The organism is Legionella taurinensis, assembly GCF_900452865.1.
In the GTDB taxonomy this organism is placed as follows: Bacteria; Pseudomonadota; Gammaproteobacteria; order Legionellales; family Legionellaceae; genus Legionella_C; species Legionella_C taurinensis.
The window spans coordinates 752,182-777,927 of record NZ_UGOZ01000001.1; the positions used below are offsets into that span (position 1 = coordinate 752,182).

Sequence of the window (25,746 nt, forward strand, 5' to 3'; positions counted from 1 at the left end):
TAACAAAACTGGCGATGTTATCAAATAGAACGCCGCTCTTCGCACTTTCAATGAGGCTCCCAGGACCAACAGCAAGTCAACCATTTTCAACACACAACCGCTTAATCATTTGGAATTGCTTAACTTTATTGCAGTATAATGAAAAACTTAGCGACAACGAACGAATTGGCAAGAATTCAAATTAAACGAGTAGATGACTTGATAAGTATTAAGGATTGACAGCGATGTTCCGTACAAGATTCAGTAACGATTTACCGCCTAAAGCAAAATTACCTGATGAAATAACGGCTGCGGAAGTAAAGCAATCTCTGGAATCAGACAATGCTTTCTGTGAGCTAACTTACCGTAAAAAGCCTTGGTTATTTGGATTTTTTGGGAAAAAAGACGGCACCAGTGATGCAAAATATTACAGTCTAAAAAGTGAAATATCGGCGTTTGCGAGTGAATATTATCGGCTTTTTACCGATGGTCATAGTCCAAAATACCGTTCTGTTTATGATAGACGACGCGCGTTAGTATTTGGTACCTACAGCACGCATTACCACCTATTTGATGATTATGTTTCAGAACGCTTTATTACTCAAAAAATTGAGAATTCGCTTACTCTTGAGCAGGTTTTTAAATTTCTGAGGTATTTGGGAAATGATGGTGTCCCCTTTAGCGCGCCCTACGTCGGGTACTATTACGGTGAGGCCGATAAGAAAAACTATTTTGTCAACGCCATAAAACAAATGGATGAGTGGCATGAGCGTGCAATTCAGCGTACCCATGAAACATTGGATCCCTATCAAAGGGTGATGGAGGAAAAGGGTTTCCTGGCGCTGAAAGCGACGTTTGTGGATTTCCTGGGAAAAACAAAACACGCGTTGTTGTTCATGTTAGCGGAATACGAAAGTCAGTTTACCAAGGAAGGCAATTTGTCTGCTTACGAAATAAATGAAAAGCTGAGAGCCTATTATAACACCGCTTTGGAAGATTTTTGTCAGAAGCAACTCGATCCTGTTAAGGTTGAACTGATAAAAAATTATGAACATTATTTAATGAAAAACGGTCTACCTGAAATTATGGCAGTGGGTTACGCTTTGGGGGAATGGAGTTTTAAAGCGCGTGACATTCTTGTTGATACCAAAGAGTATAAGATTTTAAAAATTGATCACGAACGTTGCTTATGGGAAATCAGTCATACTTTATTAGTCGACATGGGTTTATATGAGCCAAAGAGTAAGGGAGTCATTGCTAATCACCAATCCATTTCATCCCAGGATATTGATGAGTTTCCCAAGCGAACCAATCCTCCACGGTTTTGGCCTTCCCGTGAGGATGATAATTATTACCCGGATTGGTTCCATCAGTTGCTGGACCAGGAAGAATTTAAAAAGCGCGCTTACACCACCTGGCTTGCTATCGCAGTCACACCTGATCAACGATTCGTTCAATGGGGACGCTTTTTTTTAAACCCAGTTACAGTGAAAAAATCATTGAACATGTTGTTAGGCGTAAAAATAATTTGCTAAGAGCACTTAGGCATTCAAAACAATTTGCTGAATTCATGACGCTCATCCCAGAGACAGAAATCGAATGGTTAGTTAAAGCCCATAACAAACGTTGGCATAAATACGAGGATGTTTGTATTTCTTTTGAGGGCATGAAGCAACGTTTATCCGAGCTTAAAGAGAATTTACAGCGGAAAAAAACAAGTGTGACCCATCCGTTAACCACCTCTACACCATCGATGCACCGAGTCTATTTAAGTAAAAAGCTGGTGCAAAGAGGAGGGGGGGTGATGAGTGAAAGCCTGACTCAGCGTGTTTGGCTAAACTCTCACACGCGGCAACCCTTAACGGATACCTAGAAAAACCACATGATGCAACTATACTAAACTAATAATGTGTTTCCAGGAGCAATAATGCATAACCCCTCCGCATCGAATCCCTTGATTTACACTGCGATTATGAATCTTGATGTTGAACAGTGTAACGACCTTTTAAATGAGAACAAAGTAAGTGATATAAATGAATTTTCAGAATTAATTACGGGCATTCTCACTGATTCTAAAATTAATGAACACCGTCGCTCGTTCGGCAAGGCAGTTCAGATTTTAGGCGGCCTGATTGACCAAGGATTGTCGCTTGACATTTACACATTACCTGAGGGTATTTTTCATCGTTTGTTTATGGAATATCCTGATACAGCGTATAAGATTATTGATAATTTCCAAAAAAAAATCGATACCGTTTCATTCCCGGTCTACAGTGATTTTCTGCAAAAAAATCTTCGTGCGATGCTGTACAGCTATTCCGTATTAGGCTTCCCGGATAAAAATGGCCCTGCTTTTAAAAAATGTTTAGACCTTATTTTTAATTTTTTAAAAGAAAATCAAATCGATTATACCCAGGCACCTGAATTTGAATTTTTGCAAGGTTATCAGTCCTCTTTTTGGCATTTAATGGAAACTATCGTGAAAAGTGATAGCCTGATATCGTTCCAATCACTCCGCGAATTTCCTGTTCTCGCACGATCAATAGAGGTTTGGGAAGGGCTGGCTATACAAGAGGACAATCCTGAGATATTCAGGAAAATTTGGCTCGAGAACATGAAAAACAGGACTCAGGAGCAAATTTTTTCTAAAATTACGGCGCTTTATCATGATCAAGCCTATAAATGTCTTGCAGTGGTTATGGAAAATTTAGAGATCAATGACGAAGTCATAAAGCACATTCACAATTTAAGAACAATAAGTTCTAAAGATCAATTTAATGCCATGAGGACAGGTGATTTTACACGATTTAAAATTAGGCATAATGGTGAGATTTTACTTGCTCTATTTAAAAATAACTATCGCCTTGCAGCAATTGAATTGTTTAACTTATCTGAAATAAAATCAGATGATACAAAAAAAGTAAAGGAGGCAATGGAATATCCATTTTTAAATTTATTTTCATCTACTTCTTTCGACAAAATAAGAGAATTAGTTAACTCCATTCCTAAAGATCATCCGCATCGGCAAACCATCATAGAAGTTTATGAAGAGGTTAAAACGAAATATTGTGGTGCGGCGCCCTGTTTTTCGCGCTATGTTAAACCGAATCATACCAAGAAACTTAAACAGTTTTACGGAAAAAATGCAGGGAGTATCAACGAGGATATCCAATTTGGCGCTAAACGCATGGAATTAGTTCATGAACTTAATCGTTTATTATCTAATTCAACACGGGCCACACCCAGCAAGCCACCTTTTGACACCTTACCCCCCGGCAGTAAGTCGCAATTCGCGGCTTTCGTTCTTGAAAAAGTATCCGATCAGCTTCTTCAGACGGGACGAAGTAAAGCAGTAGGTGAATTACGAGAGTCTAATGATTATGGCACACCTGTTCTATCGCAGTATGCCTTTGCACTACCTCTTATTACAACAGTGTTCCATTCTTCAGATCATGTGAGAATACGTAAACAGGATTTCTCGGTCAGTTATGGCCTGTTTTATAATGATCTGCAAGTGAATAATGTTGAGGAAACTAAATCGATCTGGAGTGGGGATGCTGAGGATGTTATAGCAAAACCCAACTTACAATGGAGACATGGGATGGCATCCTTAAATGCCACCTGGCCTACTATTGAAAACTTGTTTGCAGAAATCTGGTCTATGGATTTATCTGCTGCGGGAAAATATTCTGACTATCAGGATAAGCTAACGGTGTTTTATGAGAAACTGGCCGAATTATCGTGGTTAATTGGAAACACCCAACCTCTGCAACGCGGCACGGGTAGCTTTGCTGAAACGGTAGTTGCATTGATGCATGTTCATCATGGTTTAAACCCGCCTGTTCTCAAAAATGATTTTCCACAATTGGACGTATTAAACATTACATTTCCATTAGAAACCTATAAAAAAATTTTCCCCTACTTTTTTGATTCATCCACTATTCCTAAACACTTGAGGTCATTTACTAATCTACCTGATTTAGAAAAACGCTCTATCGCGCAACAAATGCACTGTTTATTTACCCAATTCCAACGACAACCAGACAATAGTCGGTATGAACTCGATGAAATGGCAATTAACAGCATACTAAAAGACCATGCAACGAATAATAAACCACCCGTATTAACTTTTTTGAATCCACAAAAAGATTTATTAGCCAAAACATCAAATTATTATTTTTCTCTCTTTAACAAAGCGGATAGCCCGGAACAAAAAACTCTCCTTGTTTTGACGATATTGCAGTTTTCTAAAAATAAAAATTTACAATTCGATATTGCAAAACAAATTTGTCGGGATAATTTTATTAGTTGCACGGACACGATGGATAAGGAGAAAGTAATTAATAATGCGTTAAACGTTATCAAGAGTAATGGACTTGTAAATCCAGAAAACACGGACGAGAAAACAATTGAACGTTGGGAGCAGGCTGCAAAGGAAATTGCTAAAACAGAAAAAGGGGAACCCGATAGAATAGTCCTCCCCAAGCTTGAAACTATTGCAATTAAACATGATACCGACAGTAAACAAGAGAGTTCCACTATACCCAATAAAAATAAAGTGACCATGAGTATTACGAAGATCCCATTGAATGAAAGAGAAGAAAATATTTTGGCGGTTTATACGGTGTTAACGAATGATGAATTACTAAGGGATGCCAATGGAACCGTCCCAGCGATTATCAAGACCATACGCGACATGGTGGCGAATATCGACCCTTCTAAAGAAGAAAATATAAGCAATGCTCTTATTGAAATCAAAAGGAAAATAGCTGAAAACAACGACAATCATTACAATGAGCATGCGAACGACATCGTCCAGGCATTTGCCAAACCAAGCTGTTGCGATTTTCGAAAAATCCGCGCGGCTTTAACAGCCAATCCTGTAATGGACGAACTAATGAAACCTGTCCGAAAAGATGGGCAGATAAAACTGTAAACTCGAGCTACAGAATGCTTTAGCGGACGGTGAGAATCACTTGTACGGATTGCAAATCGATGGTTACTTGAGAGAACCCTGTCTTGCCCGCGGAGGCGGGCAACCATTCGGATCCCGGTTGTTTTCTTGCCCCGGGACTAAGCTCAAGAGTACCTGATCGATGCCCGCCTCCGCGGGCAGGACACGGGTGGCTCTCCGCAATTGCCCACGAGTTTTTTTCCAGATAGCAATCATGTCGTCTGTACTTGATTTCTGGGTAACCAGGAACAGCCCATCCTTTAACTGGACGGCGCGTGCGCTGCTTGAGGGAGTCGATTTCACAAAATAAATAGTGTAGAAATCTTGTGTCCGAAGGAAACGATTTACGCTATCGAACCTTCCGCCACTAAGTTAGAGAGTTCGATAATGCCTATCAGAGATAATACTATGCGTTAATGAAGCGATAGAAATCATTGACCCATAGGCTCGCAAGATTAATTATTAACACATTGTCAAATTAGGAATGAAGCGAATGAAGGATTTAATTTCAATAGACGAATTTATCGAAAAACATTTATCACAAGATGATGTGACCATGACCGGGCATATAAACAACAATGCTCTACTCCCTGAGATAGCCAGGTATTTTGAAGATGAAGCAAAATATCCTGCTAAATCTATTTTGACATTACGAGTGAAGTTATTTAATTATTATAGTTGCATGCGAAATTTTGACGTTTGTGATTTTATTCATGCTGGAATTATAAATCAATTAAAGGATTGTAGCGATGAAATTTCAGCGTTCCAAAATGATAGAATCGCCGCACAATATTTTGATACATTAGCTTACCAATATCGAAATTATAAGCCAAAGGAAGATTTTAAGTTAAGTGAGGAATTCTTCCTTAAAAGTGAAAAAATTCTTTTAAAATTACTTGCTGAAGACAAAGTGAATCGACAAGCCAATGCAGACATGCTTTTTGGTGTTATGTTAAGTCGGTTCTGGCTATATACAAATTACATGCAGGACCAAGATAAAGCAAAGCAGTTGATGCTTGAAATTGATGAGAAATATGTAACTCAAATCAGTCTTCCTACTTATTTAACTGCTTATTATTTTTTTGTTGGTTGTTATTATCTTAACAACAAGGATTATAAACGATCAGTTTCCGCGTTTAAACAAATTAAACAAGAAAGCACTGATGAAACAAGCTGGTTTTTTGAACGGCTTCAAGGTCCAATAAAAGAAAAACTGAGTGAGGCGGAGAGTCACTTAGAAAATCAAAATAATCCTTTCGAATTTTTTCCTAAACAACAAAAGGCTAATTCTTCTGTAGTTTTAACGTCGTCTGAGCATGAAAAGAAACGCTTTATTTCCAGTTGAGCCCATAGCAAGCAACTGTCATGAGACCGTTGCTTTATCCTGTTTTTCTTAGTGTACAGTTAGATATTGAAAGATCTCCCAGTGTACGTGCCTGCCTGTAAACATCAATCGCTCGCCTGAATCCTTGAGTATACCAGCATCTAGTATGGGCTTTATGGGTGATGCGTTGATGGGTGGCCAACGTTACAGAACATTTAACGTAGTTGCTCCGGGGGGCGCGCTGTGTTTTCAAATCAATGGGAGGGCTTATAGAACTCAAAATTATTTTTTCCTTTAGATTTCACTTGATATAAAGCAGCATCCGCATGTTGAATCAACGTATCCAAATCAGAGCCGTCTTGAGGATAAAGGCTAACTCCCATACTCAACGAGATAAAGATAGCCTGTTCTTTTATAAAGACAGGCTGTTGAATAGCATGAAACACGTGATTAATCACGGTACACACTTCTTCTTGATTACTAATCTCTGACAGGATGATTAAAAATTCGTCCCCACCTTGTCGCCCCACGACATCTGAAGAGCGCACGGATGCTGTTAGACGAGATGCGATCTCTATTAATAACAAATCGCCCGCATCATGACCAAACGTATCATTAATCTTTTTAAAGTCATCCAGATCCATAAACAACAAGGCGATGCTACGTTTATGGCGCTTTGCATACGCCATAAATAATTGAAATGATTGTTCCAATTGCTTGCGGTTTGCCAGTCCTGTCAATGCATCATGGTAGGCCATCCTAACCAGCTCGTGTTCGGCCCTTTTTTGAGCATCAATGTTTTGAATTTGAGCAATAAAATACAGGGGAGCACCATGTGCATCCCTAACTAATGAACCACTTAATAAAATCCAAACTATGTCTCCATTTTTACGAATATAACGTTTTTCCATCTGGTAATATTTGATTGTGCCATTCAACAATTGGCGTACATGGCTTAAATCGGTTTGCAAATCGTCAGGATAGGTTATCCGCTGAAAATCGAGTTGTAACAGCTCTTCTTTTGTATAGCCTGTTATTTGGCACAGCGATTTATTAACCTTAAGCCAGCGTCCTTCCAAGGAAACTAAAGCCATACCGATTGCTGCATAATCAAAGGCCGAACGAAATCGTTTCTCACTTTCTGCTAAAATTTGATTGACCCGATGCAACTCTTTTGTTCGTTCACGTACTTTTTCCTCAAGCCGATGATTTAGAGATTCTAATCGCTCGGTTTGCTCTTCTTTTATGAGTTCATAATTATCAAAGATAAAAAACAATCCGATTAGATTGATACAAATAAACAGGATATCAAACCATGAATAGGCGGTATCAAAAAATGGAACCATGCGCCCTAAGACGATTGCAACCATAATAAAGAGTATCCATCGAAAGCCTATTCTTCGGCCTTTTAAAAAATACGCTGAGGCAGATAAGAGCAGAAAAAGAGATAATCGGGATGTATTGTAGGGTGCTAATAGATAAATTGAATAAAAAATGATGAACGTCAGAACCAAGGCCAGGGTACTTATGAACTCTATTTGCTCTCTATGACGGCGATAATAGTAAAGCACACTAAAACAAACAATTGAAAATCCAAAATCAATCATCCCCATGAGTACACTATGTTGCCAACGTAAAAAACCCATCCCAAACGCTACAATACCGGCAAAGGAGAAAACATTATTAAGAAAAATAGACTGATGTCTTATATTTTGCTCATTCTGATCGAATTGATGCTTGAATAATAAAAATTTGCTTAAAATTTTTTTCATTCCATGGCCTGAATAAATAGTAAATTTCTTTATCGTTTTCATACACTATAGATCATGAGGAGCCATTTAATCCATGAGTGCCATTGATAGATATAGGAAAATTGATCGAGTAATACTTGATGATGGATATGGGGTGTCAATGTATCGTAACATTTGACCTATGTGCTGCAACGATTTATTAATCGACGACAGTCATGTTTGGCACCACAAGTTCCTAAACTACTTGCTTTTTATCTGCAACACTATCCCAGGTCGCAAAATTCACCAGCCAAGCCTTAGAAATCCCTGCCTGTTTCCAGTTCCAGTAAACTCTCGCGCAAAACGTAGCTTTTTATCCTCAGAGAAAATTGATGCAATACATCCAGACCTGATTCTTCCGCTTTTTTGCACCATTGGTTTAACGAGTCAATTAACTCCTTTTGAGACGATACTTTTTTTAACCAAATTTGCTGCAATGATTGACGATAATTATAAACAAGCTGTAATTGCTCAAAGCGATTGAGTAGGGCTAGCAAATGAGAATTAGCGTTTGTGGTTTCCTGACGTAATAAACGTTTAGCCCCCTTAAATAAATACCAATCTTTTTTATTTTTAATACGGGTATAGTTACGTTTTTCATTTTTCAAGATGGGAATAGTAACCTTTTTGTAGTAATCCGACATAATTTGAAAACGATTACTGATAATGGCTTTTATGGTATTTAAATCAACATACTCTTTGGTATCGACTCTTGCCAATTTGGGGGGTAGTTTTTTTACCTTGGCAAGCCCTAAAAAGGATAGGCAACGGATATAAAACCAGCCTAAATCGAATTCCCACCATTTCACCGAAAATTTTGCAGACGAAGCGTAGGTATGGTGATTGTTATGAAGTTCTTCCCCCCCTATCAGTAAGCCCAAAGGAAATACATTGGTTGATCTATCAGAGCATTCAAAATTGCGATATCCCCAATAATGCCCCACGCCATTCACTACACCTGCAGAGAGCGGAATCCAACTCATTTGTATTGCCCAAATAGTAATTCCAGGCAAACCAAACAGCAGCAAGTCAATGAAAAACATAAGTAATAAACCCTTGTTGGAATAGCGAGAGTACAGATTGCGCTCAATCCAGTCGTTTGGAGTGCCATGGGAATACTTTTCAATCATGTCTTTATCTTTTGCTGCTTCCCGGTACAATTCAGGAACCTGCCAAAAGACCTTTTTAATACTAAAGAGTTGTGGGCTATGCGGGTCTCCCTCAACATCGGTCATTGCATGGTGTTTACGATGTATAGCAACCCATACTCTTGTTACCATGCCCGTTGTTAACCAAATCCAGAATCGGAAAAAATGGCTCACGATTGGGTGCATGGTTAGAGCACGATGGGTTTGATAACGATGCAAGTAAAGAGTGACCGAAGCAATGGTGATTTGAGTTAGAACAAAAGTTGCTAAAATATACCCCCAAACTGTCATGTTTAAAATACCAAAAATCATGGGGGAGCCTCCATTCTCTGTGCTTAAGTCAACCCTTGTACCACATTATCTGCACGATTGGATACAGTGCGTTACTGCAATTGTATCTATTGCATGGTCTACCTGGTTGTGTATAAGGCTCATTTCAATTAGAACCCAATAGGTATTCTACCCAGTAGAACAAGGATCAGATAGATAACCAGGATAAGTCCAATAAGACCCATCGGTGTATATCCCCAGCTTCTGCTATATCCCCATCTCGGTGCGCTGCCTAAAAGCAACAGGATGAGCAGAATGAGTAAAATTGTTCCTAACATGATGGCTTTCCTTAAAGCAACCCTTCATACTTTAATTATAGTATTATTTAAGTTCAAACAGGTCTTTTATTGATCTATAATTAAATGAATGGATGTAAAGGTTGATATCATGGAAAATAAACAAATAAGGGAGTCTCTACAAGAAATCATTAGGTATTTGGAGACTTATGACGAGGGGGGGCGCTTGCCTGTAAATCATTCGCTACCTCCTAAACAAACCCGGTTTTCCTCAATTAGAGATGTCGTGCGTAAGTTAAATGAAATTCTTAATTCCATACATTAATTTCATGCACAAACTCCCCCCCGCCAGCGGTTAATTCGTTCAGACCTGAGTTTCTCGCTTAAGCCGATGCAAACGATCGGCCACTCTCAGTTGCCAATAAGGAAATAACGGAAAAAACCTGCATTCAAAGGGTTAGACGGACGAATCCCGGGGTAGCTCTAGCCAGCGAAGCCTGGGAAGTAGGGCACAGCCCCGTATCCCAGGTTATCTTGTAATGCGGGCATGCGTGCTTATGAGTTTAACCCGTTGTGGAACGACGAGAACTGAGCGCTTGCATCAGCTGAATGAATACTTTAAATGATTGCAGATCGCGGTTATGGTAGGGCTTTTTTCTTCGAAAAATAAAACGAAACAACGCAATTTTAGATGCGCAGGCGAACACTTCCTCCACCACTTCAATGCGCTCTTGTTGCAAATAACTTAAAATGACATCAGCCTGCGCCTGGGGACTGAGGTTGAGCCGCAGAGAAGAGGACAACAAATACAATAACCAGTCACGTGCCTGGGCGCAATGGACAGGCATTACCGCACCGGGGTCGTCTTCAAAATCAACAAAGGCAACAGCCCCGTGCTCGGCAATCATATTACGAATAAAGGCCTGGCTTAAGTAGGCTCCTTTGCGATGAACCTCAAGAATCGCGGCCAGTGCTTGTTCCCAATAAACAAGGAAAGACTTTTCACCGGGATTTTTCAAACAAGCCTCGACGTTAGAGTGCCCCAGACAAGACATCACAAAGTAGTCGTTCCCCACAGAAACCACCTTCGGTACCGGGACACCCGCAGCAGACAATGAAATCAAGCGTTTTATTTCAATGTCTTGAGTGAGTTTGCCGCCAGGAACAGGAATGCCTTGTAGAGCAGGGATGGAAAGGGCTTTTGTTATCAGGGTTAAAATAGAATATCCAATTTTACTGCGCTTCATGAGTTGCTTTTTAACAACGTAGCAGTTCCCTTCAAAATCGAAATGAAAGACCCTGTGTTTTGAAATGGCAGCGTGTTTCTCGGTTAGTGCAATGAGTTGTTCCCGTCCACTCAATCCCGTTCGTGCAATAAGGTTACAATTTAATACATTGGTCATCAGAAACCCTGGATTTAATGCTTACTTTCTTTTTTTGAAATCTGGGTGTGCCGATAGTGTAATGGCTAATCCGCTTTTGCAACTCCTTTTTAATCTGCACTTTAAGAAAGGGCGCTTCTTATTCTTGAGGCATAGAGAGGCTTCACTACGGCGGGGGTTCTGGGTTCGACGTAAACGCAAACCGCTAAAGCCATGGTGATCGGTTTTATATCACTTGACTATTGCTGCATAAGAACTTAAGAACCACAGTAGTTCTATCTTGAGTTAGTGATTTATAGGTATACTAAGATAATGCGCTACCCTATTTACCGTTGTTTAACTTAAAATTGTAGAGTAACAGAAGTCCCACTTTCCCAATAAAAGTATATGAATATATCTACAAAACGACTCACGTTAAGACCATTCACATTAAGTGATTTGAAATTGCTCTACCACCTTCACTCTAATCCAACTGTAATGAAATACATCCCTAGCGGAATAAGAACAATGGAGGAAACATGGCTTGATCTCCATGACGATATTGCCCATCAAGAAAATCATGGTTTTAGCAAATGGGCTGTGTTTTTAAAAGACACCGGTGATTTTATAGGGCGAGCTGGTTGGGCTTCGATGGACACAACGGGTGAGGTTGAAGTCGGTTTTAAATTCTTTCCCCAATATTGGGGAAATGGATTTGCTACTGAAGTATTGCAAGCCTTGCTGGCTTGGGGAAAGGCCAATATCCAACGCCCACTAATAGCATTCGCTGACCCGGAAAATAACGCTTCAATTGAGGTATTAAGAAAATCCGGGATGATTTATTTGAGACAAGATGAATATGAAGGAAAGACGATAGTTGTTTATTCATTGAGCCAATTTTGATCTGCAGGAAGTGCCACGCTAATTATTATAAACACAGATCAATTTTATATTGTGCAATATTATTATTTCTAGATTAAGAAGCGGCTATTAACGAGACTTACCCTGTCCTCCGGTATGTCTATTAATACTCTGGAATAGAGCCCTCTTGCGTGTGGGAGCTGATCTGGTGTATCCGTGATTGACCGATTATAATTCACCTTACTCCTTTTGACCCTCTCCCTTAAACCAACCAGGATAATCATGTCAAACTTACCCCCATGCCCTCAATGCCACTCAACGTATACTTACGAGGACGGTGCCCAATGCATTTGTCCCGAATGTTCGCATGAATGGGTCCACACTGTGGAACAACCCGACACGCAATCAGAATCAGTTATAAAAGATGCCCATGGCAACATTTTGCAAGACGGTGATACCGTGACGGTCATTAAGGATTTAAAGGTTAAAGGCTCATCCCTTACTCTCAAGGTGGGAACCAAAGTGAAAAACATTCGCCTGGTATCAGGTGATCATGATATCGATTGCAAAATTGAGGGTATCGGCGCGATGAAACTGAAATCACAGTATGTAAAAAAATCATGACAAAAATGGGGTCCTCGCTAATCGCCTCCTGTCTTGCTCGCGCAGGCTAATGAGGAGGTGGATTACCGGTAATGTGCATTGGTAAGTTGAATCCGCCTTTCCAGTTACGTTGACCTCGCTTTTGATAATTGCTCACACGCTTTTGCCTGGTCAAAAATCAATTGTTGATGCGAGAAAGGAAATAAATGCCCTTGTTTTGGCAATGGGTGTAAATGGCAATTGGGTATCAGTGATGCGTTACGTTCCGCAAAAGCAAAGGGCACTAGCTTGTCATCGGTGCCGTGAAAAATATCAATCCGGGTCATCATGGCCCGTATATCGTAGTTCCATGGCTGATAAGTCAAACGCGCATCCATCGCTGTTCCCTGATAGCCTTTTTTAAAGCAATGAATTTGATCCAGCATAAAACGCTGTTGAGTGACAGGATCCATTAAGAGGGCAAGGTCCGACTCGTTGACGGCTTTTTTGATAAGCGCGTAATACCTGCCCGGAGTCCATTGAACCATCCACTGCATGAGCCAGAACATACTGTTAAATAGCCAGGGTTTGTTGAGTAACCGATAACCGAATTGATCAGCCTTGGGAAGCAAGGCGAGCAGTTCAGGCGTATCAAGCGGTGTATACCCCGCCAGCACAATACAGAAATCAATTAAATCCGCAATGGCATATCCGCAGGCCATTGTCGGAGCGCCGCCGCCAGACCACCCCATGACCCCAAAGCGTTTCAGGCCGAGATGGTCTGCCAGGGCCTTGACATCCAATGGATAAGCCAACAGGGTTTGTGCAGGGTTAAAATCAGAAGACCCCATTCCCGGTCGATCAAGCACAATAAAGCGAAACCCATAATTTTTCGCTTCCGTATCGAAAAGCGCCCCTTCGACATGACACCCTGGAGCGCCATGGGCAAAAATGATGGGATAGCCGTGGGGATCGCCAAATTCAGCATAAGCCAACTGTTTTTTACCGTCTCGAGAAAAAAAACAAGGCGAATTTTCCATAAAAAATCCAGTAAAAAAAAGCGCTTCATTTAAATTCTGGTTGATATTCCCAATAAAATACACCTCAACCGGTGTTTTATACTCCAAAGATTGATAACCACCTCGATGTAAAAATCATTCAAGGGTACTGTGCAATGGTCGAACAGGTCCCCTCATGAGTCGCCTCTTCCGGCAAAACCACGAGTCAGCGCACGCAATAAGGATTTTTCGTTGGAAAAAGGCAGGTCCTGCTGCAGACTCCAGAATGAAACCCCGCCCAGGCGCACCGTTTCGTTTGCTTTGTCAGTCAACGGATTATTCCCTTCAACATAATCAATTTTAGCCAGCACGGATTGGGGGCTGTCGCAACTGAGGAAGCGGGTTTTCGACGTATTTTCCAAGGCGATCAAACCGTAAAAAGTCACCGCCTGCCTACCGTTGTTACCCTCATGGATTGCCTGGTTAAACAATTGGTCTCCATACCGTTGATAGGCGTCATCGTAACTGATCTGGCTGCTGATGTTGGCATCCAGGACAGGCACATGAAGACCTGGATAGCGGGTATTGGCGTTTATTTGATGATTCTCCACATAATAGGAGTGACAATAAAAAGGCAATCCTAAAATCAGCTGATCGGCCGCCAATCCCTGGGTGTAATAATGATTGACCGCCTTATTACCGGAAGTCCCTGGGTAGGGGTAGGTTGTGTCTTCCTGACGATGAGTCTCATAGAGCGCTGCCCCAAGCTCGGTACGCGGGCCAAATGTACCGTAATGATCATAGGCCATTATTGTTGTCCAGTTCACATAGGCTTGCCATTCCCGCGCATGGGGGTAGTGGCGCCAATAAGCGCGGGTGGCGGGTACGGCATTACTGACACAGTAGCCGTCATCCTGAAGCGCCTCATGTAACTGTTGAAGCAGGGTGGTTACCCCCGCGATTTCATTTTCACTGGCCAATAACTCGTTTTCCCAATCGACATCGATTCCATCGAGTTGATAGTGCTCAAGTATTTTTTTTACTGAATTCACGAACACCGTGATTTGCTCGTCATTCTCTAAAAATCGAAAGCTGTCGCGGTCACCCCATCCGCCTATGGCAATCATGATGGGTAAATTCGGCCTTAACTGGCGTAATTGTTGAATGGTTTGAACGTCGTCAGCATTGAGCTTAACCACTGTATTGCCTGCCTCGTCTCTGGCAAAACGTGCAAAGGCATAATTCACCAGGGTGACTTTATCTAATTGCTCGTTTAATTTAGCGAGGTCCTTGTCTTTCAATCCCCAGGATGAATCAGCGCCCAGATAGGCGATGACCCGCTGGTGGTTTTGTTGTTGCACAGCGCAGTACGGAGTCCATGCCAGGGCAACCGGAGTCGCCAGGCTCAGTATCAAGGCAGTCAGGGGCCGCCGGAAAATAGTCATCGGTCATTCTCAGTCGTTTGCATGGAGCCGATTGTAGTTTTTTAGACCATGGATGGGTTACTGTTATTTTTGACAGGGTTGAAGCAGCGAGAACAAATCCAATGGAATAACAGCCAGGGCAACAGGCGTTATCCTGGCGTTAAAAAGGTTCTTCTTAGCCTGTTGGCTCTGCATTCGCCATTAATGGTTAACGGGCGAGTTACCGGGTTGCTTAACTTCATCCGATGAAGAAGTCGGTTTTACCTCATGAAATAAACCGACTTTACTGAGAGAACTTGCCACTTTCGCCTCCGCCTCAAGGACCTGAGCCACGACTTCCTTAAGTCGCAGGGTCATCTTTTGAATATCGCTAAACCCGATGTAGCCGTAATGGGCCGTGATACGAATATTATTGGGGGGTCTGGTGTCCACTTCAAACTGACCCAGCGAGCTTGGTTTTTTCAATTCCTCTTCCACAAGGCTGACATTTTTAAGTCCCTTAATGCGAAATACAATGGTAGCCCCTCGCTCTTCGGGCTGTTCAGGGGTGATCAGTTGAATCGTATCCCCCAAATGCTTCTTGAGAAGCGCGAGCAGGTAGAGGGTGAGGCATTCCGACTTGGCCATTAATTTATCCCACCCAATGGCAGACATGGTTTTGACATAGGTTTGAATAGGGGCCAAGGTGACAGGAGACGCATTGCTTGTCCGAAAAGCCTTAGCCCCCTTTGTTGCCATGATGGCCGGTGTGAAGCCGTTAATACAGCTAAACACTTTTCCGGACTCAGCGGCTTTCCAGCCCTGGATTGGAGGATACGCATTGAGGTCCGTGTTTTGGTTAACATAAATACCAAAAGGACTGCCGGCCGTGCCGCTGCAATGTTTATAACTACAGCCTACAGCATAAGTGACTATCTCAAGTTTTTTAAGGTCAATGGAGCGATTGCCTGCGGTGTGGGCTAAATCAAGGCCCACGATAATGTGGTTTTCTTCGATGGTCTTTTTCAGTTCCGCTAAAATAGCGGCAAGATTAAGACGCTGTCCTGTATTAAAGACCAGATCCGATAAGTGCAATACCTGGATTTCATGAGCGTGTTGCTTTACAAAATCAATAATGGCTTGTGAACTGTACAATCCATTTTCATCCGCTGCCAATTTTAATGTGAGTGCATCCGGAGTGGGAGCCTGATTATCCTGAAACAATTCAAAATTTTTTGCAGTTTGTATTTGCCGTTTAATGACGGAATGAACAACAGCCTGATCAGAAAAAAATTCGGTTGCCAGATGGCAGATTTTTGTTTTTCCTGTTTTCCAGTCTTTTAAGGTGGGCTTGTAAAACGTGTCCAGCAGATTGCCTAAATTGGTGGATAATCCTGCCTGGGTAAAGACAAACTCGCAGGGATCGTTAAAACCCAACAGCTTTTGCATGGCTAAAATGGATTCCGGGTCTTCATCGCAATCAAACCAATTACCCCCAATGGATGCGGTGTCAGGAAAATGGCCTGAGTGAAGTTGTTCACGCTGCAATTTTAAAATGGCTTCGATGGCATGGATAGCCGGTACAAATACCGGTCCTAAGGAGTGACCGGCAAAAGGCGTGATTGGCCCTAAATCAAATAACTTGTTTAAATTAAGAGGATCGTTCTTGTCCAGCTCTGACGCAAACGTTGGGCTTAAGGCGTTTTCTTCTGTTTTAAGCAGGTCTTCAAACGCTTTCGGGTCAGAGGTTAACAATCGCTTTATTTCCATACTGGATAACATCAACAGCTCCCTGGTTAATTAGCCGTCCTGAGACGGTGCCTTTGAGGCAACGAGTATGCTGCGTTCACGGTATTAGAGCAACGCCTTATTCGTTATTTTTCTATACAGAATGCGTAGGCATTATTTTTGCAGACACTTTGCTCATAGTATAATAAAATGGCCCGCAATGATTAATTTTAATCCATTAATGGGTGGGCAGAAATCACGATGGTCTATGTTTTAATTAAAAATTTACCGGAACTGTTAGCCGGTAATGATCCCCAGCAGGCAATCAATGAAGCCGTTTCTAAAGTAAAACCAAAGTTGGTTTTTGATAGTTTTGCGAGCGCTCGTACCTACATCGATAACGAATTCAAGTTAATGTCCCCTGATTACCGGGCAAAGTACAGTTATGGGTTTGTGGAGTTGGATGTAAAGCACAAAGACGATTTTAAAATCATACAATCCCAGCCTGAACACCTTGAGAAAGCTCTGAGTGCTTTCATTGTTAAAGAAAAACGAATGAATGCACAGTGGCTTGACATTAAAGAGCATGAAAAACAGCAATTAATGGACATGAAGTACCAGGCTTTTAAGTCAGAAGAGTTGTTGCTTAAAGAACCTTACCTGCGTGTTTTATCCAGGATGCCGGCTTCCCTGCGTTTCCTTTGTTTTATAGATTATGCGTTGTTTCATCATTTTAATGAGACCTGGACGGCTTACCATCAGCGGGAACCCGGATCCGTACGGGACTTGTTTAATGCCCATGCTCAATTATGTCAACGGCTTTTTTTAGACGGGCAGTCAGAGCCATTAACCTTAAAATACATTCAGGCATTGCAATCGGCATTGAGTCAGAATTTGTTCGCTAAAGAAGTCACGAGCCGAAGCGGCGCTCTGCGTGAAGGACATAACTCATTTCCAATTCTTAGGGATGCCGTGTCGCTCAAGGGGTTGATTGAACTGTTAAAAAGGATAAGAAACGATAATAATGACGATGGTTTTATGATTGGCGAGTTAAAACAACTTGACGTCATGAGCCAGTTTTACACTGCGATGTCCGATGCGTTGCGTGTATTCTATTTACAAACCAAAACCCCCTTATCCTTTACGGCTTACAGCAAGGTTTTTATTGAATTAAAAGAACGGGTTGTGAAAGACACAGTCAAGGCAATTACTCGACAGCATCCACATGTCTCCGAATCCGTGATAAGAGAAGTGATTTTATCGGAGTGGCAAACCAACCGGATTGAGGACGGATGCCTCAATGAAGAAAAATACAAAAAGCATGGCTTAAGCTTGTTCGATTCTACATCGTTTCACCTGTTACACCTGGCTTCACAAACCAAAGTTAGGCCGTCTCAGTCAGAGTTAAAAATGGAATTGGCGCTTGCCCGTCAACATGCTCTGGTCAATCCTGGCGTTGTAGCGAAAAAAACGGATGAAGAACTGGAGTCCATGGCCAAAACCTTAATGGCTGAATTGAGCAGACAACCGTTATCCATTTTAACGCCAGAAGCTAAAACAGCGGTGTCTCTGGCACAAAAAGCCATTGAGCAATATAACAAGGACCTCATTAACGTAAGAACCCCCGACGAGGCGATTCGCTGCATTGTATCCCTGGTGCATGAATTGGAGTTGCTCCACCTGTTCCATGATGCCAATTGCCGTACCAATTATTTCCTGCTTAACGAGGCATTGCTCAAACTCGGCCTGAAAGCCACCATGCTTTACAACCCCAATCGTTTGGATTTGTACAGTGTTGCAGAGCTTGAAGAACAGGTAAAGCAAGGCATGCATCGTTTTGATTATGTAATCGCTGAGGCCAGTGAATTAGGGGAAATGAATGCCGACTGGTTGGGGAAAAAATCCAGTGCTGAACTTTACGAGAACCTGTCAACCAAACTCAATAACGTAATCGCTGAGTTTACGCAGCGGTATGAAGCGCATCTTAAAAAACTGGAAAAAATGCTGGAACAGTCAGCGTCTGATCAACGTCTGTTCTCAACGCATATAAATAACACGCTACTCATTCAAATCAAGAAATTATTTGAACAATTTAAAGGCGATGGTCATTTGCTGCAGTTGACTTCAGCGCTTCAGGTAATGGATAAAAAAGAAATGGAATACACCTTGGGGAAAGAATTCTTAAGCGAACTAGACAGCCTGTTGGCCCTTACCCGTTTGGATACCGGCTTCTTCCAGGAATTGACCGCCAGTTATTCTAATTTACTGACCTGATGGATGCCCGCCTGCGCGGGCAGGGCGTTCATGCCCTCCGAGAAGGCAGACAACGATTGGCCAAAGGGGCTCGATCGCTAGGCGTGGAAATGCTGTCCTGGCTCAAAGGAGTAGGGATTTTGCAGTTGACCAAAAAAAGAATAATTTGCCCAATAATATTCCTTGGTGCTACTATTTTAATGGGTTAGGCATTCAGGGGTAATGAAGGTGAACGAGTACATTGAGCTTTATGAACAGCATAAATACGAAGGGCATTCGACCATTGATTCGCTTCTTCTCACCTTAAATACCCTAAAGCAGAACCGGGAAGACTGGATTAACCAGAATAAGCTTGGGTACTTTGGGATCGGATTACGGTTCGACAAAAATCCTTTTTTTCAGCCGAAAGTCACACAAAAAAATATAACCATTATAGGCACGATCATTGACCAGTTAAATGCGCTCAAAGCCAGTGAGGATTACCAGCGCGAGGGAGAGACAGCCGAAACCCGTCTTAAAATGCTCAATATATTGGGAACTCAGTGTAACGAATTATCAAAAAAGGGCGAAACCCAGCAATTATTTAATTACGTAATACAAGAAGAGGGTTCGATTGATTTTTCCATGCGGGAAAGTAGCCTGATTACACCCTCACCCGTGGATATCCTTACGGAGAAGAGGGAGCCATACGTCGATGAACAAACGTGGGTTTGCCCTTCTGTTCAAGAGCTCATTGAATCCAAAGGGATTCCGGGTAATTTGTTTGATCCCGCTGAAACGGATTTAACGCTTGAGCATGACCTTCACGAGCATGTGCAATGGGCCTACAATTATATTTATCAGTACGCCTATCCCACCTCGTACGAAGAAACCCCCATTGCACGATTCCATCATGGCATCCAGCATGTGACCCGGGCGGCTAACTATGCGCGTGTATTTGCTAATTTGTACAGGAAATACGGTGATGAGGAAGCACAGCATTTAACCGAAAACGATATAAAGCTCATTCAAATTGCTCTGTTATTTCATGATTCGGCGCGCGAAGGAGATAACGAGGATTTATGGGACCACGAAAGTGCCATTCTGTTGTATTATTATCTCACCCGCGTTTTGCATGTGGATAGACAGACAGCAAAGCAGGTTGCTGAAGCCACTGCCAATAAGGACCCCAGTCCTGAGAAAGGCTATTTTGAACTCAATGAGGACGAAGACGGACAACTCTCCTGGCAGTTTTCTCAATTTGAAGAGGGATTGTTCCCCCCAAAAACCATTTATCAAAAAATAATTCATGACTGCGATTGCCTTGATATTATCAGGGCGAGAAACCAATACGATGCCAACTACCTTGATTTTTATAAGGAGATCGCCAGCCAGAATGAGCTGGCTTTGGAAGAAATGGCTGAACTCATTATTGAAGCCAGGGGTCTTATTCATCACCAGGGTGATTCCTATATCACCAAAGACGAGGCGAGTAAGCTTGAATATGAAAATGAAGAGGCGCATGCACGAATCATTGCAGACATGGATTCCGGCGCTTACCCTGTCCTTCAGGCCTTGCACGAGCGATTATTATCCGTCGAAGAATTGCAAACCCTTACTCTGGTTGATCTCACGCCTTTTGATGAAACAGCGCCGATGACTGAACAAAACCTGACGGCGGCGCTCAGGGAAGGACGGATTCTGGCTCGCGGCGTTACCACGCCGAGCGCTTTGCCGAAACCCAAAGCCAATAAGCCGATCCTGCCTGACGAAACACTGGCTGAAAAAGAAATAAGAAAATCAATGCGCGCTGATGGAATTAACACCAAAAGCAGAAAAGAGCCTCCAAACCCAAAAGACAAAAACCCACTGCGTTCTACATCCATTCTGGGGTACGGGAGCGGCGTTTATCCCGCGGCGGGCCTGTTAATTTTTAACCCCAACTTGAAGCAGATCCGGCGCGTGTCAATCGAAGATTTTGACAGCGGCCGAGGTCAAAAAGCGCATTTAGCCCATTTGCAGGAGAAAGAATACAACGAATCCCAAGAGATGGTCGGGCAGGAACTGGACGATCTTCGCCAGAAAATGAAATTGGGTTTATTTGGCAAAAAAAACCAGCAGGGTTCAAATTACGTTGAAATTTTATATGACATCGACCGGTACGACGCGATTTTCTTTACCAACGATCCAACCATAGGCAATTACATTGCTTATGATGATTTTAATCCTGCTCACCGGTTCTCGCCATTATTGCAGGCTGTTTATTTACAGAAACAATACGAAAGGCAATACGAAGCCACACGGGCGGCCTATCGCGAACGCTACGGTGAAGAAGGTGAGGCATTGTTCCTCCAACGATTTGGCTCTGACCCACGGTTGCCCATTCATGAATATTCCGGCTTAAACAATAGCCTGGTTCCTTGTGATGCGGCGTTATTGACAGAGGAAAACATTGTGCACATGTGGGTGGACATGTGCTCTGATTTCATGAGGGATAGCCTGCTCCATTTGGATGAGGACACGAGCCATTATGTTCATGATTCATTTTTCTATTCGTTAAACGTCGAGGACATCAAGGTGTGCAGTATGTACAAGATCAAGGTAAACACCCTCGCACAAAAAAATCAACCGGCTGATTTAAGTTACGATGAGCCTCTAAGAAAACAGGTGTCGGATGCCATTGAAAAGGCCAGAGAGAACATAGTCGCTGAATACGAACACAGCCTGTTAGAAAAACTGGGGAACAATCAAGAGTCTGCCTTATCCACAACAGGCTTTTTAGTGCTCCAATACAGCCCGCACCTCAGGGAACAGGCTGCCGATAAAATCAAAGCGGATCTGCTTGACTTTGTTTATTCAGGAGAGTTGGATGCCTGCCAACTAGCCAGCATAAGCCTGCCGGATGTACCGATTTCGACCCTGGATATCCCTCACTGCAATGCAAAAGCAAGGAATGCCTTTTGTAAAAGTAAGCTGATAAAAGCCTTTATTTTGTGTCAACAATCAGGATTAGACAATGAAGCTCAACTGATTCGCAATAAACTGGGTGAGTGGGCCGAACAACTTCTGAGTAATAACGATTCGGGCGAATCAGCACTGAATAAACGGCTTAAGTTACGGCAGTTGATGATGTTAATGGATCCTGAAAATCCGTTATTACCGGCGATAGATGCCAGCGTGCAGGCGTTGGTTAGTCAACTAATCACTGAGTATGCGGGTAACAAATCCTATTTGCAATCAAGTCATCTGCTGATAAAAACCCTTCACGCGGCGGGCTACCCCAGGTCTCAGTATCAAGACGACTTCCGTGTTGTTTTTGATAAAGTGAATGAGGTGCTCCCGGCGCTTCGTCCGTCGGACTGGACTTATTACGTCAAGGTAATCAAATTATTAAAAGAAGAGCCAGCCCCCGTGATTACCCGCTGGATCGCCGAGTATGAAGACAAGATTTACAATGGGGAGGAACTGCTGATTGCCTTTAAAAACTTAGATTTTACGTTCAACGACGAGAACCTGGAATTGTTCAACGTGCTGGTGCAAAAACTCCATTACAACATGCAACCCAGGCCTTATGTGCAGCTTTCCTATTGGTTTAAGTTAATCAAAGAATTGGAGGGACTGACAAAGAATCACCAGTTTTCAGAATCACAATTGAAAATCCTAAGCGACCGATTGGGTGAAATGGCTGGGAAGCTGATTGAGGAAGCGCAATTGACGTCGCCTTTTTACTCCTACTACTCGCAAGAACATAAAGGCTACCTTAGATTAACTTCTTATGCGGAAGAAATAAATACCATTCTTAAAGCCAATTCGTTACCAGTCCCTGATTCCTTGATTAACGAATTCAATGCCGCATTATCCGCGCTGGATCAATTCGATTTAAACCAAATCCAATTCAATAAAGCCCGAATTCATCTGGTCAAGGCGGTTCACAGTCAATTGCCACGGCCTGAAGAAAGGGCGCACGTGCTGGAAAAGATTGCCGATTTTATGAGTACTAAAGCGCAGGATGAAAAAGAGGCGATTAAGCCAAGTCCGGCGGCGGGTCTTTAGGAGTGTCAACTGAAAAGCAATCATTGGGTGCTGCCACGTTGTCAAGAAGGGAGTCGAATAGGGTAAAAAATATCAATTTTTTGATTAATTGCATTTTTTTACTACAATTTTAATAGATTCACTTATTGCAGAGTATTTATGCCTCTGTCAGCCAAAAACATTACCTCCTACGGAGTCGATGTAACCCCTCATTACCTGGGGAGTGAGAATCAGTCGTTTAAAATTTTTCGCTACGAAAAAGCGGTTTATGCAGTCCGTTATGACGGCGAGGACGCGATTGATTTTGTCCACCTCTGGGGGAGTCATAAAGGGGAGATGCAGAGTAAAAATGAATACCTGGGTGCGGGAGTATTTGGTCAGGTATTTAAGAAAACAGAGGATAAAGCGTTTAAAGAACTAGGCTCCAGACACTACAAAGGGACGGAAATTAAAAAAAACCTGACTATTCTCGAGCAGAAATTTTTACTGAAGGAGCAGGGCATTGACGAGTATTTTGTCTTAGGCCTCTGGAACATTAAAGACAAAAGCCATGTGGTTTTTAATATGCCGAAGCTGTCGCTTAAGAACCCAACGAAAGACCATTTAAAACCCCTGTATGAGCAGTTTGTTCTTGGTCTGAAAAAATTAAACGAGCGGGGTTATCATCATCCTGATTTAGCCAATCATCCCTGGCATACCAGCCCGCAAAATCTGCTTCCCACCGCTGAGGGCATTAAGGCAATTGATTTGGATGAAGGATTTTGTTCCAATGAGTCCAGTGACGAAAAGAAAGTGTTTGGCAGAGATCAATGGTTGTATGTTTATAACTATCGCTTTCCTCCTGAAAACACGGTACATAATCAATGGCGCCAGGAAATTGAAAATTGGTATAACAAACACAAAGGGCAGGCGCTGTCTGATCATCTTCCAGCGCTGTTAACGCTTCATCATCAAGGCAAAATTGCTTTACCTGCCAGCATTGTCAATGAACTTCATCTTAAAAATTCAGAGAAGGCAGTGGAGGAATACCGTGCTGGAAGCAAAGAAAACAGGACCCATGCTTTTCATGAAGTCAGCGTGGAAGATACGACTCATGATCGCTTTAAAAGCGACTACAAGGGGATAAAAGGCGATGCTTTAAAAAGAAGCATTCTTAGAGCCCTTAAAGATGAACTGGCTGAAGCAGAGACAAAAGAGGAGCTTCTGGGAATTAAAACCCGCTTCTTAAGCTCGCCCGAAATGGACATTCTGAATACGCCACAAGGTAAATTCACGCACAAACTTAACCTTAAAACCGATTCAAATAAGGCCGTGGAGAAACTCTTTGCGGCAGCAGAGAAAAGAATAAATGACGCTGATTCAGTAAAGACAGCGGACAAGTCAGTTATGGGGAAATTTTAAATATCACCGATCCAGACTGTGTAGGGTTGTCATTGGAAATCATCCAGGTTTCAATCAATCCTGGCAGAAACCCTGGCCCAACCTGTGTTGCCTGCGGCAGAGCGAGTCTTAAGGTGTAAATCGATTTAAATTGACAATGGATAAGACGCTTCATAAAGTTAAACGCTTAAACGCACAGTTTAAGTCAACCTTAAGCGGAATAGTGTATGACGAACGTATGGACAGGCATAGTCTTCCCGATTACTTACCTTTACCTCGTAAGGATAATGGGTGTTTTTTTGTTTACGCCTATTTTTTCTGCTTCGATTGAAAACATTTCTCACGCCACCCCTTTTTTAGTGGGTGTGGCGATAGGAATATTCGGCTTGACACAAGCCATCCTTCAAATCCCTTTTGGTCTGTGGTCGGATAAATTCGGCAGGAAAAAATTAATCAACATTGGTTTGTACAGTTACCTGCTGGGGAGTGTGTTGGGGATTATGGCGGGCTCGATCTACACGCTGATCCTTGCCCGCGTTGTTCAGGGGTTGGGCGCCATTTCGGCTGTTTTAAGCGCTTTGATGGTGGATTTGACTCCTGAATCTGTCCGGTTGAGAGCGTTTGTTTTTATCGGCATTATGATTGCTATTTTGTTCATGGTGTGTATGGTTACCTCGCCGCTTCTCGTGGATTATTTCGGTTTATCGGTTTTATTTTATATTCTGGCAGGGTTGTCATTGATAGGGCTTATGATTAATCAGTATGTCATCCCCAATCCGGGCAAAAACCTTATTCCGAGTATTGAGCGCGCTTCGATAAGGGACTTGCTTAAGGACAAAAAATTATCGGTTCTTAACCACAGTATTTTGATTCAGCACCTGCTGGTGTGTTCGACGTTTTATGCAGTTCCTATTGTATTAAAACATTTAGTCCAACGAGGTGAGTTAAGCAGTGTGTTTTATTTTTATGCCCCTGCGCTGAGTCTGAGCTTTGTTTTGATAGTCCCCCTCATCCGACTTTCTGAAAAATACCGGCTGGCCAAACCGTTTTTTCTCTTAGCCATTGCGATATACAGTGTCATTCAGTTCAGCATGGGTTTTAAGCCGGGAATTCTCACCCTTATTTTGTTGTTTACGCTGTATTTTGTCGCCTTTAATTTCATTGAAAGCAATTTATACGCTTTCATTTCGAACCATAGTTCACCTGCTACCCGCGGAACGGTGCTTGGCTTATTTAACAGCTATCAGTTTTTTGGCTTTTTCCTTGGCGGAGTATGTGCGGGGGTAATTGATCAGTTTTTTTCGCTGCATGCCCTCTTCATTTTTAATGGCCTGCTCACGCTGGTGTGGTTTTTTTATTCCTTCCGCCTGTTTAAGCAGGGGTAAACAGGCTTTTTGTCAAACCTTTA

17 protein-coding genes are annotated in these 25,746 nt (G+C 42.3%); 10 read left to right on the top strand and 7 right to left on the bottom strand.

Features of this window, described 5'->3' with window-relative positions:
• Positions 1-224: 224 nt before the first annotated feature.
• The 4 genes from DYE45_RS03600 to DYE45_RS03610 all read left to right on the top strand — a co-directional run bounded on the left by DYE45_RS03600 (position 225) and on the right by DYE45_RS03610 (position 6,278).
• Positions 225-1,514 carry a hypothetical protein gene (locus DYE45_RS03600; RefSeq protein WP_115300470.1) on the top strand — a complete coding sequence of 430 codons (1,290 nt, stop codon included), beginning with the start codon at positions 225-227 and terminating at the stop codon, positions 1,512-1,514.
• A gap of 35 nt (positions 1,515-1,549) precedes the next feature.
• On the top strand, positions 1,550-1,852 hold the full coding sequence (locus DYE45_RS14570) for a hypothetical protein (RefSeq protein ID WP_120047371.1): 303 nt from the start codon (positions 1,550-1,552) through the stop codon (positions 1,850-1,852).
• 36 nt (positions 1,853-1,888) lie between these two features.
• Positions 1,889-4,915, top strand: coding sequence for a hypothetical protein (locus tag DYE45_RS14870; RefSeq protein WP_242602705.1), 3,027 nt, complete (start codon positions 1,889-1,891; stop codon positions 4,913-4,915).
• A 511-nt stretch (positions 4,916-5,426) separates the two neighbouring features.
• Positions 5,427-6,278, top strand: a complete 852-nt coding sequence (locus DYE45_RS03610; RefSeq protein ID WP_108293963.1) for a hypothetical protein — start codon at positions 5,427-5,429, stop codon at positions 6,276-6,278.
• 233 nt (positions 6,279-6,511) lie between these two features.
• Here DYE45_RS03610 and DYE45_RS14875 read toward each other — a convergent pair whose 3' ends face one another.
• The 4 genes from DYE45_RS14875 to DYE45_RS03630 form a co-directional block, all read right to left on the bottom strand.
• The gene (locus DYE45_RS14875) at positions 6,512-8,071 is read right to left on the bottom strand and encodes a GGDEF domain-containing protein (RefSeq protein WP_242602704.1); all 1,560 of its coding nucleotides are present in this window, start codon (positions 8,069-8,071) and stop codon (positions 6,512-6,514) included.
• 233 nt (positions 8,072-8,304) lie between these two features.
• A complete protein-coding gene (locus DYE45_RS03620) occupies positions 8,305-9,507 on the bottom strand; it encodes a DesA family fatty acid desaturase (protein ID WP_115300471.1) in 1,203 nt (400 codons plus the stop codon).
• A 128-nt stretch (positions 9,508-9,635) separates the two neighbouring features.
• Complete coding sequence (locus tag DYE45_RS03625; RefSeq protein ID WP_108293967.1) at positions 9,636-9,803, bottom strand: DUF3309 family protein; 168 nt, start codon at positions 9,801-9,803, stop codon at positions 9,636-9,638.
• Between the two features lie 521 nt (positions 9,804-10,324).
• A complete protein-coding gene (locus tag DYE45_RS03630) occupies positions 10,325-11,164 on the bottom strand; it encodes a BUD32 family EKC/KEOPS complex subunit (RefSeq protein ID WP_108293969.1) in 840 nt (279 codons plus the stop codon).
• A 366-nt stretch (positions 11,165-11,530) separates the two neighbouring features.
• Here DYE45_RS03630 and DYE45_RS03635 point away from each other — a divergent pair, with 366 nt between their 5' ends.
• Together DYE45_RS03635 and DYE45_RS03640 are read left to right on the top strand one after the other, a co-directional pair.
• Positions 11,531-12,025 (top strand): GNAT family N-acetyltransferase, encoded by a 495-nt coding sequence (locus DYE45_RS03635; RefSeq protein ID WP_115300472.1) that lies wholly within the window; start codon positions 11,531-11,533, stop codon positions 12,023-12,025.
• A gap of 240 nt (positions 12,026-12,265) precedes the next feature.
• Positions 12,266-12,607: a zinc ribbon domain-containing protein YjdM gene (locus DYE45_RS03640; protein ID WP_108293973.1), complete on the top strand. Its 342-nt coding sequence runs from the start codon at positions 12,266-12,268 to the stop codon at positions 12,605-12,607.
• 104 nt (positions 12,608-12,711) lie between these two features.
• Here DYE45_RS03640 and DYE45_RS03645 read toward each other — a convergent pair whose 3' ends face one another.
• The 3 genes from DYE45_RS03645 to DYE45_RS03655 form a co-directional block, all read right to left on the bottom strand.
• The gene (locus DYE45_RS03645; RefSeq protein WP_133138192.1) at positions 12,712-13,605 is read right to left on the bottom strand and encodes an alpha/beta fold hydrolase; all 894 of its coding nucleotides are present in this window, start codon (positions 13,603-13,605) and stop codon (positions 12,712-12,714) included.
• A gap of 152 nt (positions 13,606-13,757) precedes the next feature.
• Positions 13,758-15,008 (bottom strand): glycosyl hydrolase family 18 protein, encoded by a 1,251-nt coding sequence (locus DYE45_RS03650; RefSeq protein WP_115300474.1) that lies wholly within the window; start codon positions 15,006-15,008, stop codon positions 13,758-13,760.
• 180 nt (positions 15,009-15,188) lie between these two features.
• Complete coding sequence (locus DYE45_RS03655) at positions 15,189-16,748, bottom strand: kynureninase/PvdN C-terminal domain-containing protein (RefSeq protein WP_108293979.1); 1,560 nt, start codon at positions 16,746-16,748, stop codon at positions 15,189-15,191.
• Between the two features lie 207 nt (positions 16,749-16,955).
• On the opposite strand from DYE45_RS03655, the gene DYE45_RS03660 reads away from it, so the two are divergent.
• The 4 genes from DYE45_RS03660 (at position 16,956) to DYE45_RS03680 (ending at position 25,723) form a co-directional block, all read left to right on the top strand.
• Positions 16,956-18,968 (top strand): hypothetical protein, encoded by a 2,013-nt coding sequence (locus tag DYE45_RS03660; RefSeq protein ID WP_108293981.1) that lies wholly within the window; start codon positions 16,956-16,958, stop codon positions 18,966-18,968.
• A gap of 201 nt (positions 18,969-19,169) precedes the next feature.
• Entirely contained in the window at positions 19,170-22,979 is a 3,810-nt protein-coding gene (locus DYE45_RS03670; protein ID WP_108293985.1) for a SidE phosphodiesterase domain-containing protein, read from the top strand.
• A gap of 138 nt (positions 22,980-23,117) precedes the next feature.
• A complete protein-coding gene (locus DYE45_RS03675; RefSeq protein ID WP_108293987.1) occupies positions 23,118-24,359 on the top strand; it encodes a hypothetical protein in 1,242 nt (413 codons plus the stop codon).
• 206 nt (positions 24,360-24,565) lie between these two features.
• Positions 24,566-25,723 (top strand): MFS transporter, encoded by a 1,158-nt coding sequence (locus DYE45_RS03680; protein ID WP_108293989.1) that lies wholly within the window; start codon positions 24,566-24,568, stop codon positions 25,721-25,723.
• Positions 25,724-25,746 lie beyond the last annotated feature (23 nt).

What these genes read in the sequence shown, in the direction of transcription:
- DYE45_RS03600 (WP_115300470.1), top strand. Translation starts at nt 225, where the DNA reads ATGTTCCGTACAAGATTCAGTAACGATTTACCGCCTAAAGCAAAATTA.
- DYE45_RS14570 (WP_120047371.1), top strand. Translation starts at nt 1,550, where the DNA reads ATGACGCTCATCCCAGAGACAGAAATCGAATGGTTAGTTAAAGCCCAT.
- DYE45_RS03610 (WP_108293963.1), top strand. Translation starts at nt 5,427, where the DNA reads ATGAAGGATTTAATTTCAATAGACGAATTTATCGAAAAACATTTATCA.
- DYE45_RS14875 (WP_242602704.1), bottom strand. Translation starts at nt 8,071, where the DNA reads ATGAAAACGATAAAGAAATTTACTATTTATTCAGGCCATGGAATGAAA.
- DYE45_RS03620 (WP_115300471.1), bottom strand. Translation starts at nt 9,507, where the DNA reads ATGATTTTTGGTATTTTAAACATGACAGTTTGGGGGTATATTTTAGCA.
- DYE45_RS03625 (WP_108293967.1), bottom strand. Translation starts at nt 9,803, where the DNA reads ATGTTAGGAACAATTTTACTCATTCTGCTCATCCTGTTGCTTTTAGGC.
- DYE45_RS03630 (WP_108293969.1), bottom strand. Translation starts at nt 11,164, where the DNA reads ATGACCAATGTATTAAATTGTAACCTTATTGCACGAACGGGATTGAGT.
- DYE45_RS03635 (WP_115300472.1), top strand. Translation starts at nt 11,531, where the DNA reads ATGAATATATCTACAAAACGACTCACGTTAAGACCATTCACATTAAGT.
- DYE45_RS03640 (WP_108293973.1), top strand. Translation starts at nt 12,266, where the DNA reads ATGTCAAACTTACCCCCATGCCCTCAATGCCACTCAACGTATACTTAC.
- DYE45_RS03645 (WP_133138192.1), bottom strand. Translation starts at nt 13,605, where the DNA reads ATGGAAAATTCGCCTTGTTTTTTTTCTCGAGACGGTAAAAAACAGTTG.
- DYE45_RS03650 (WP_115300474.1), bottom strand. Translation starts at nt 15,008, where the DNA reads ATGACTATTTTCCGGCGGCCCCTGACTGCCTTGATACTGAGCCTGGCG.
- DYE45_RS03655 (WP_108293979.1), bottom strand. Translation starts at nt 16,748, where the DNA reads ATGTTATCCAGTATGGAAATAAAGCGATTGTTAACCTCTGACCCGAAA.
- DYE45_RS03660 (WP_108293981.1), top strand. Translation starts at nt 16,956, where the DNA reads ATGGTCTATGTTTTAATTAAAAATTTACCGGAACTGTTAGCCGGTAAT.
- DYE45_RS03670 (WP_108293985.1), top strand. Translation starts at nt 19,170, where the DNA reads ATGAAGGTGAACGAGTACATTGAGCTTTATGAACAGCATAAATACGAA.
- DYE45_RS03675 (WP_108293987.1), top strand. Translation starts at nt 23,118, where the DNA reads ATGCCTCTGTCAGCCAAAAACATTACCTCCTACGGAGTCGATGTAACC.
- DYE45_RS03680 (WP_108293989.1), top strand. Translation starts at nt 24,566, where the DNA reads ATGACGAACGTATGGACAGGCATAGTCTTCCCGATTACTTACCTTTAC.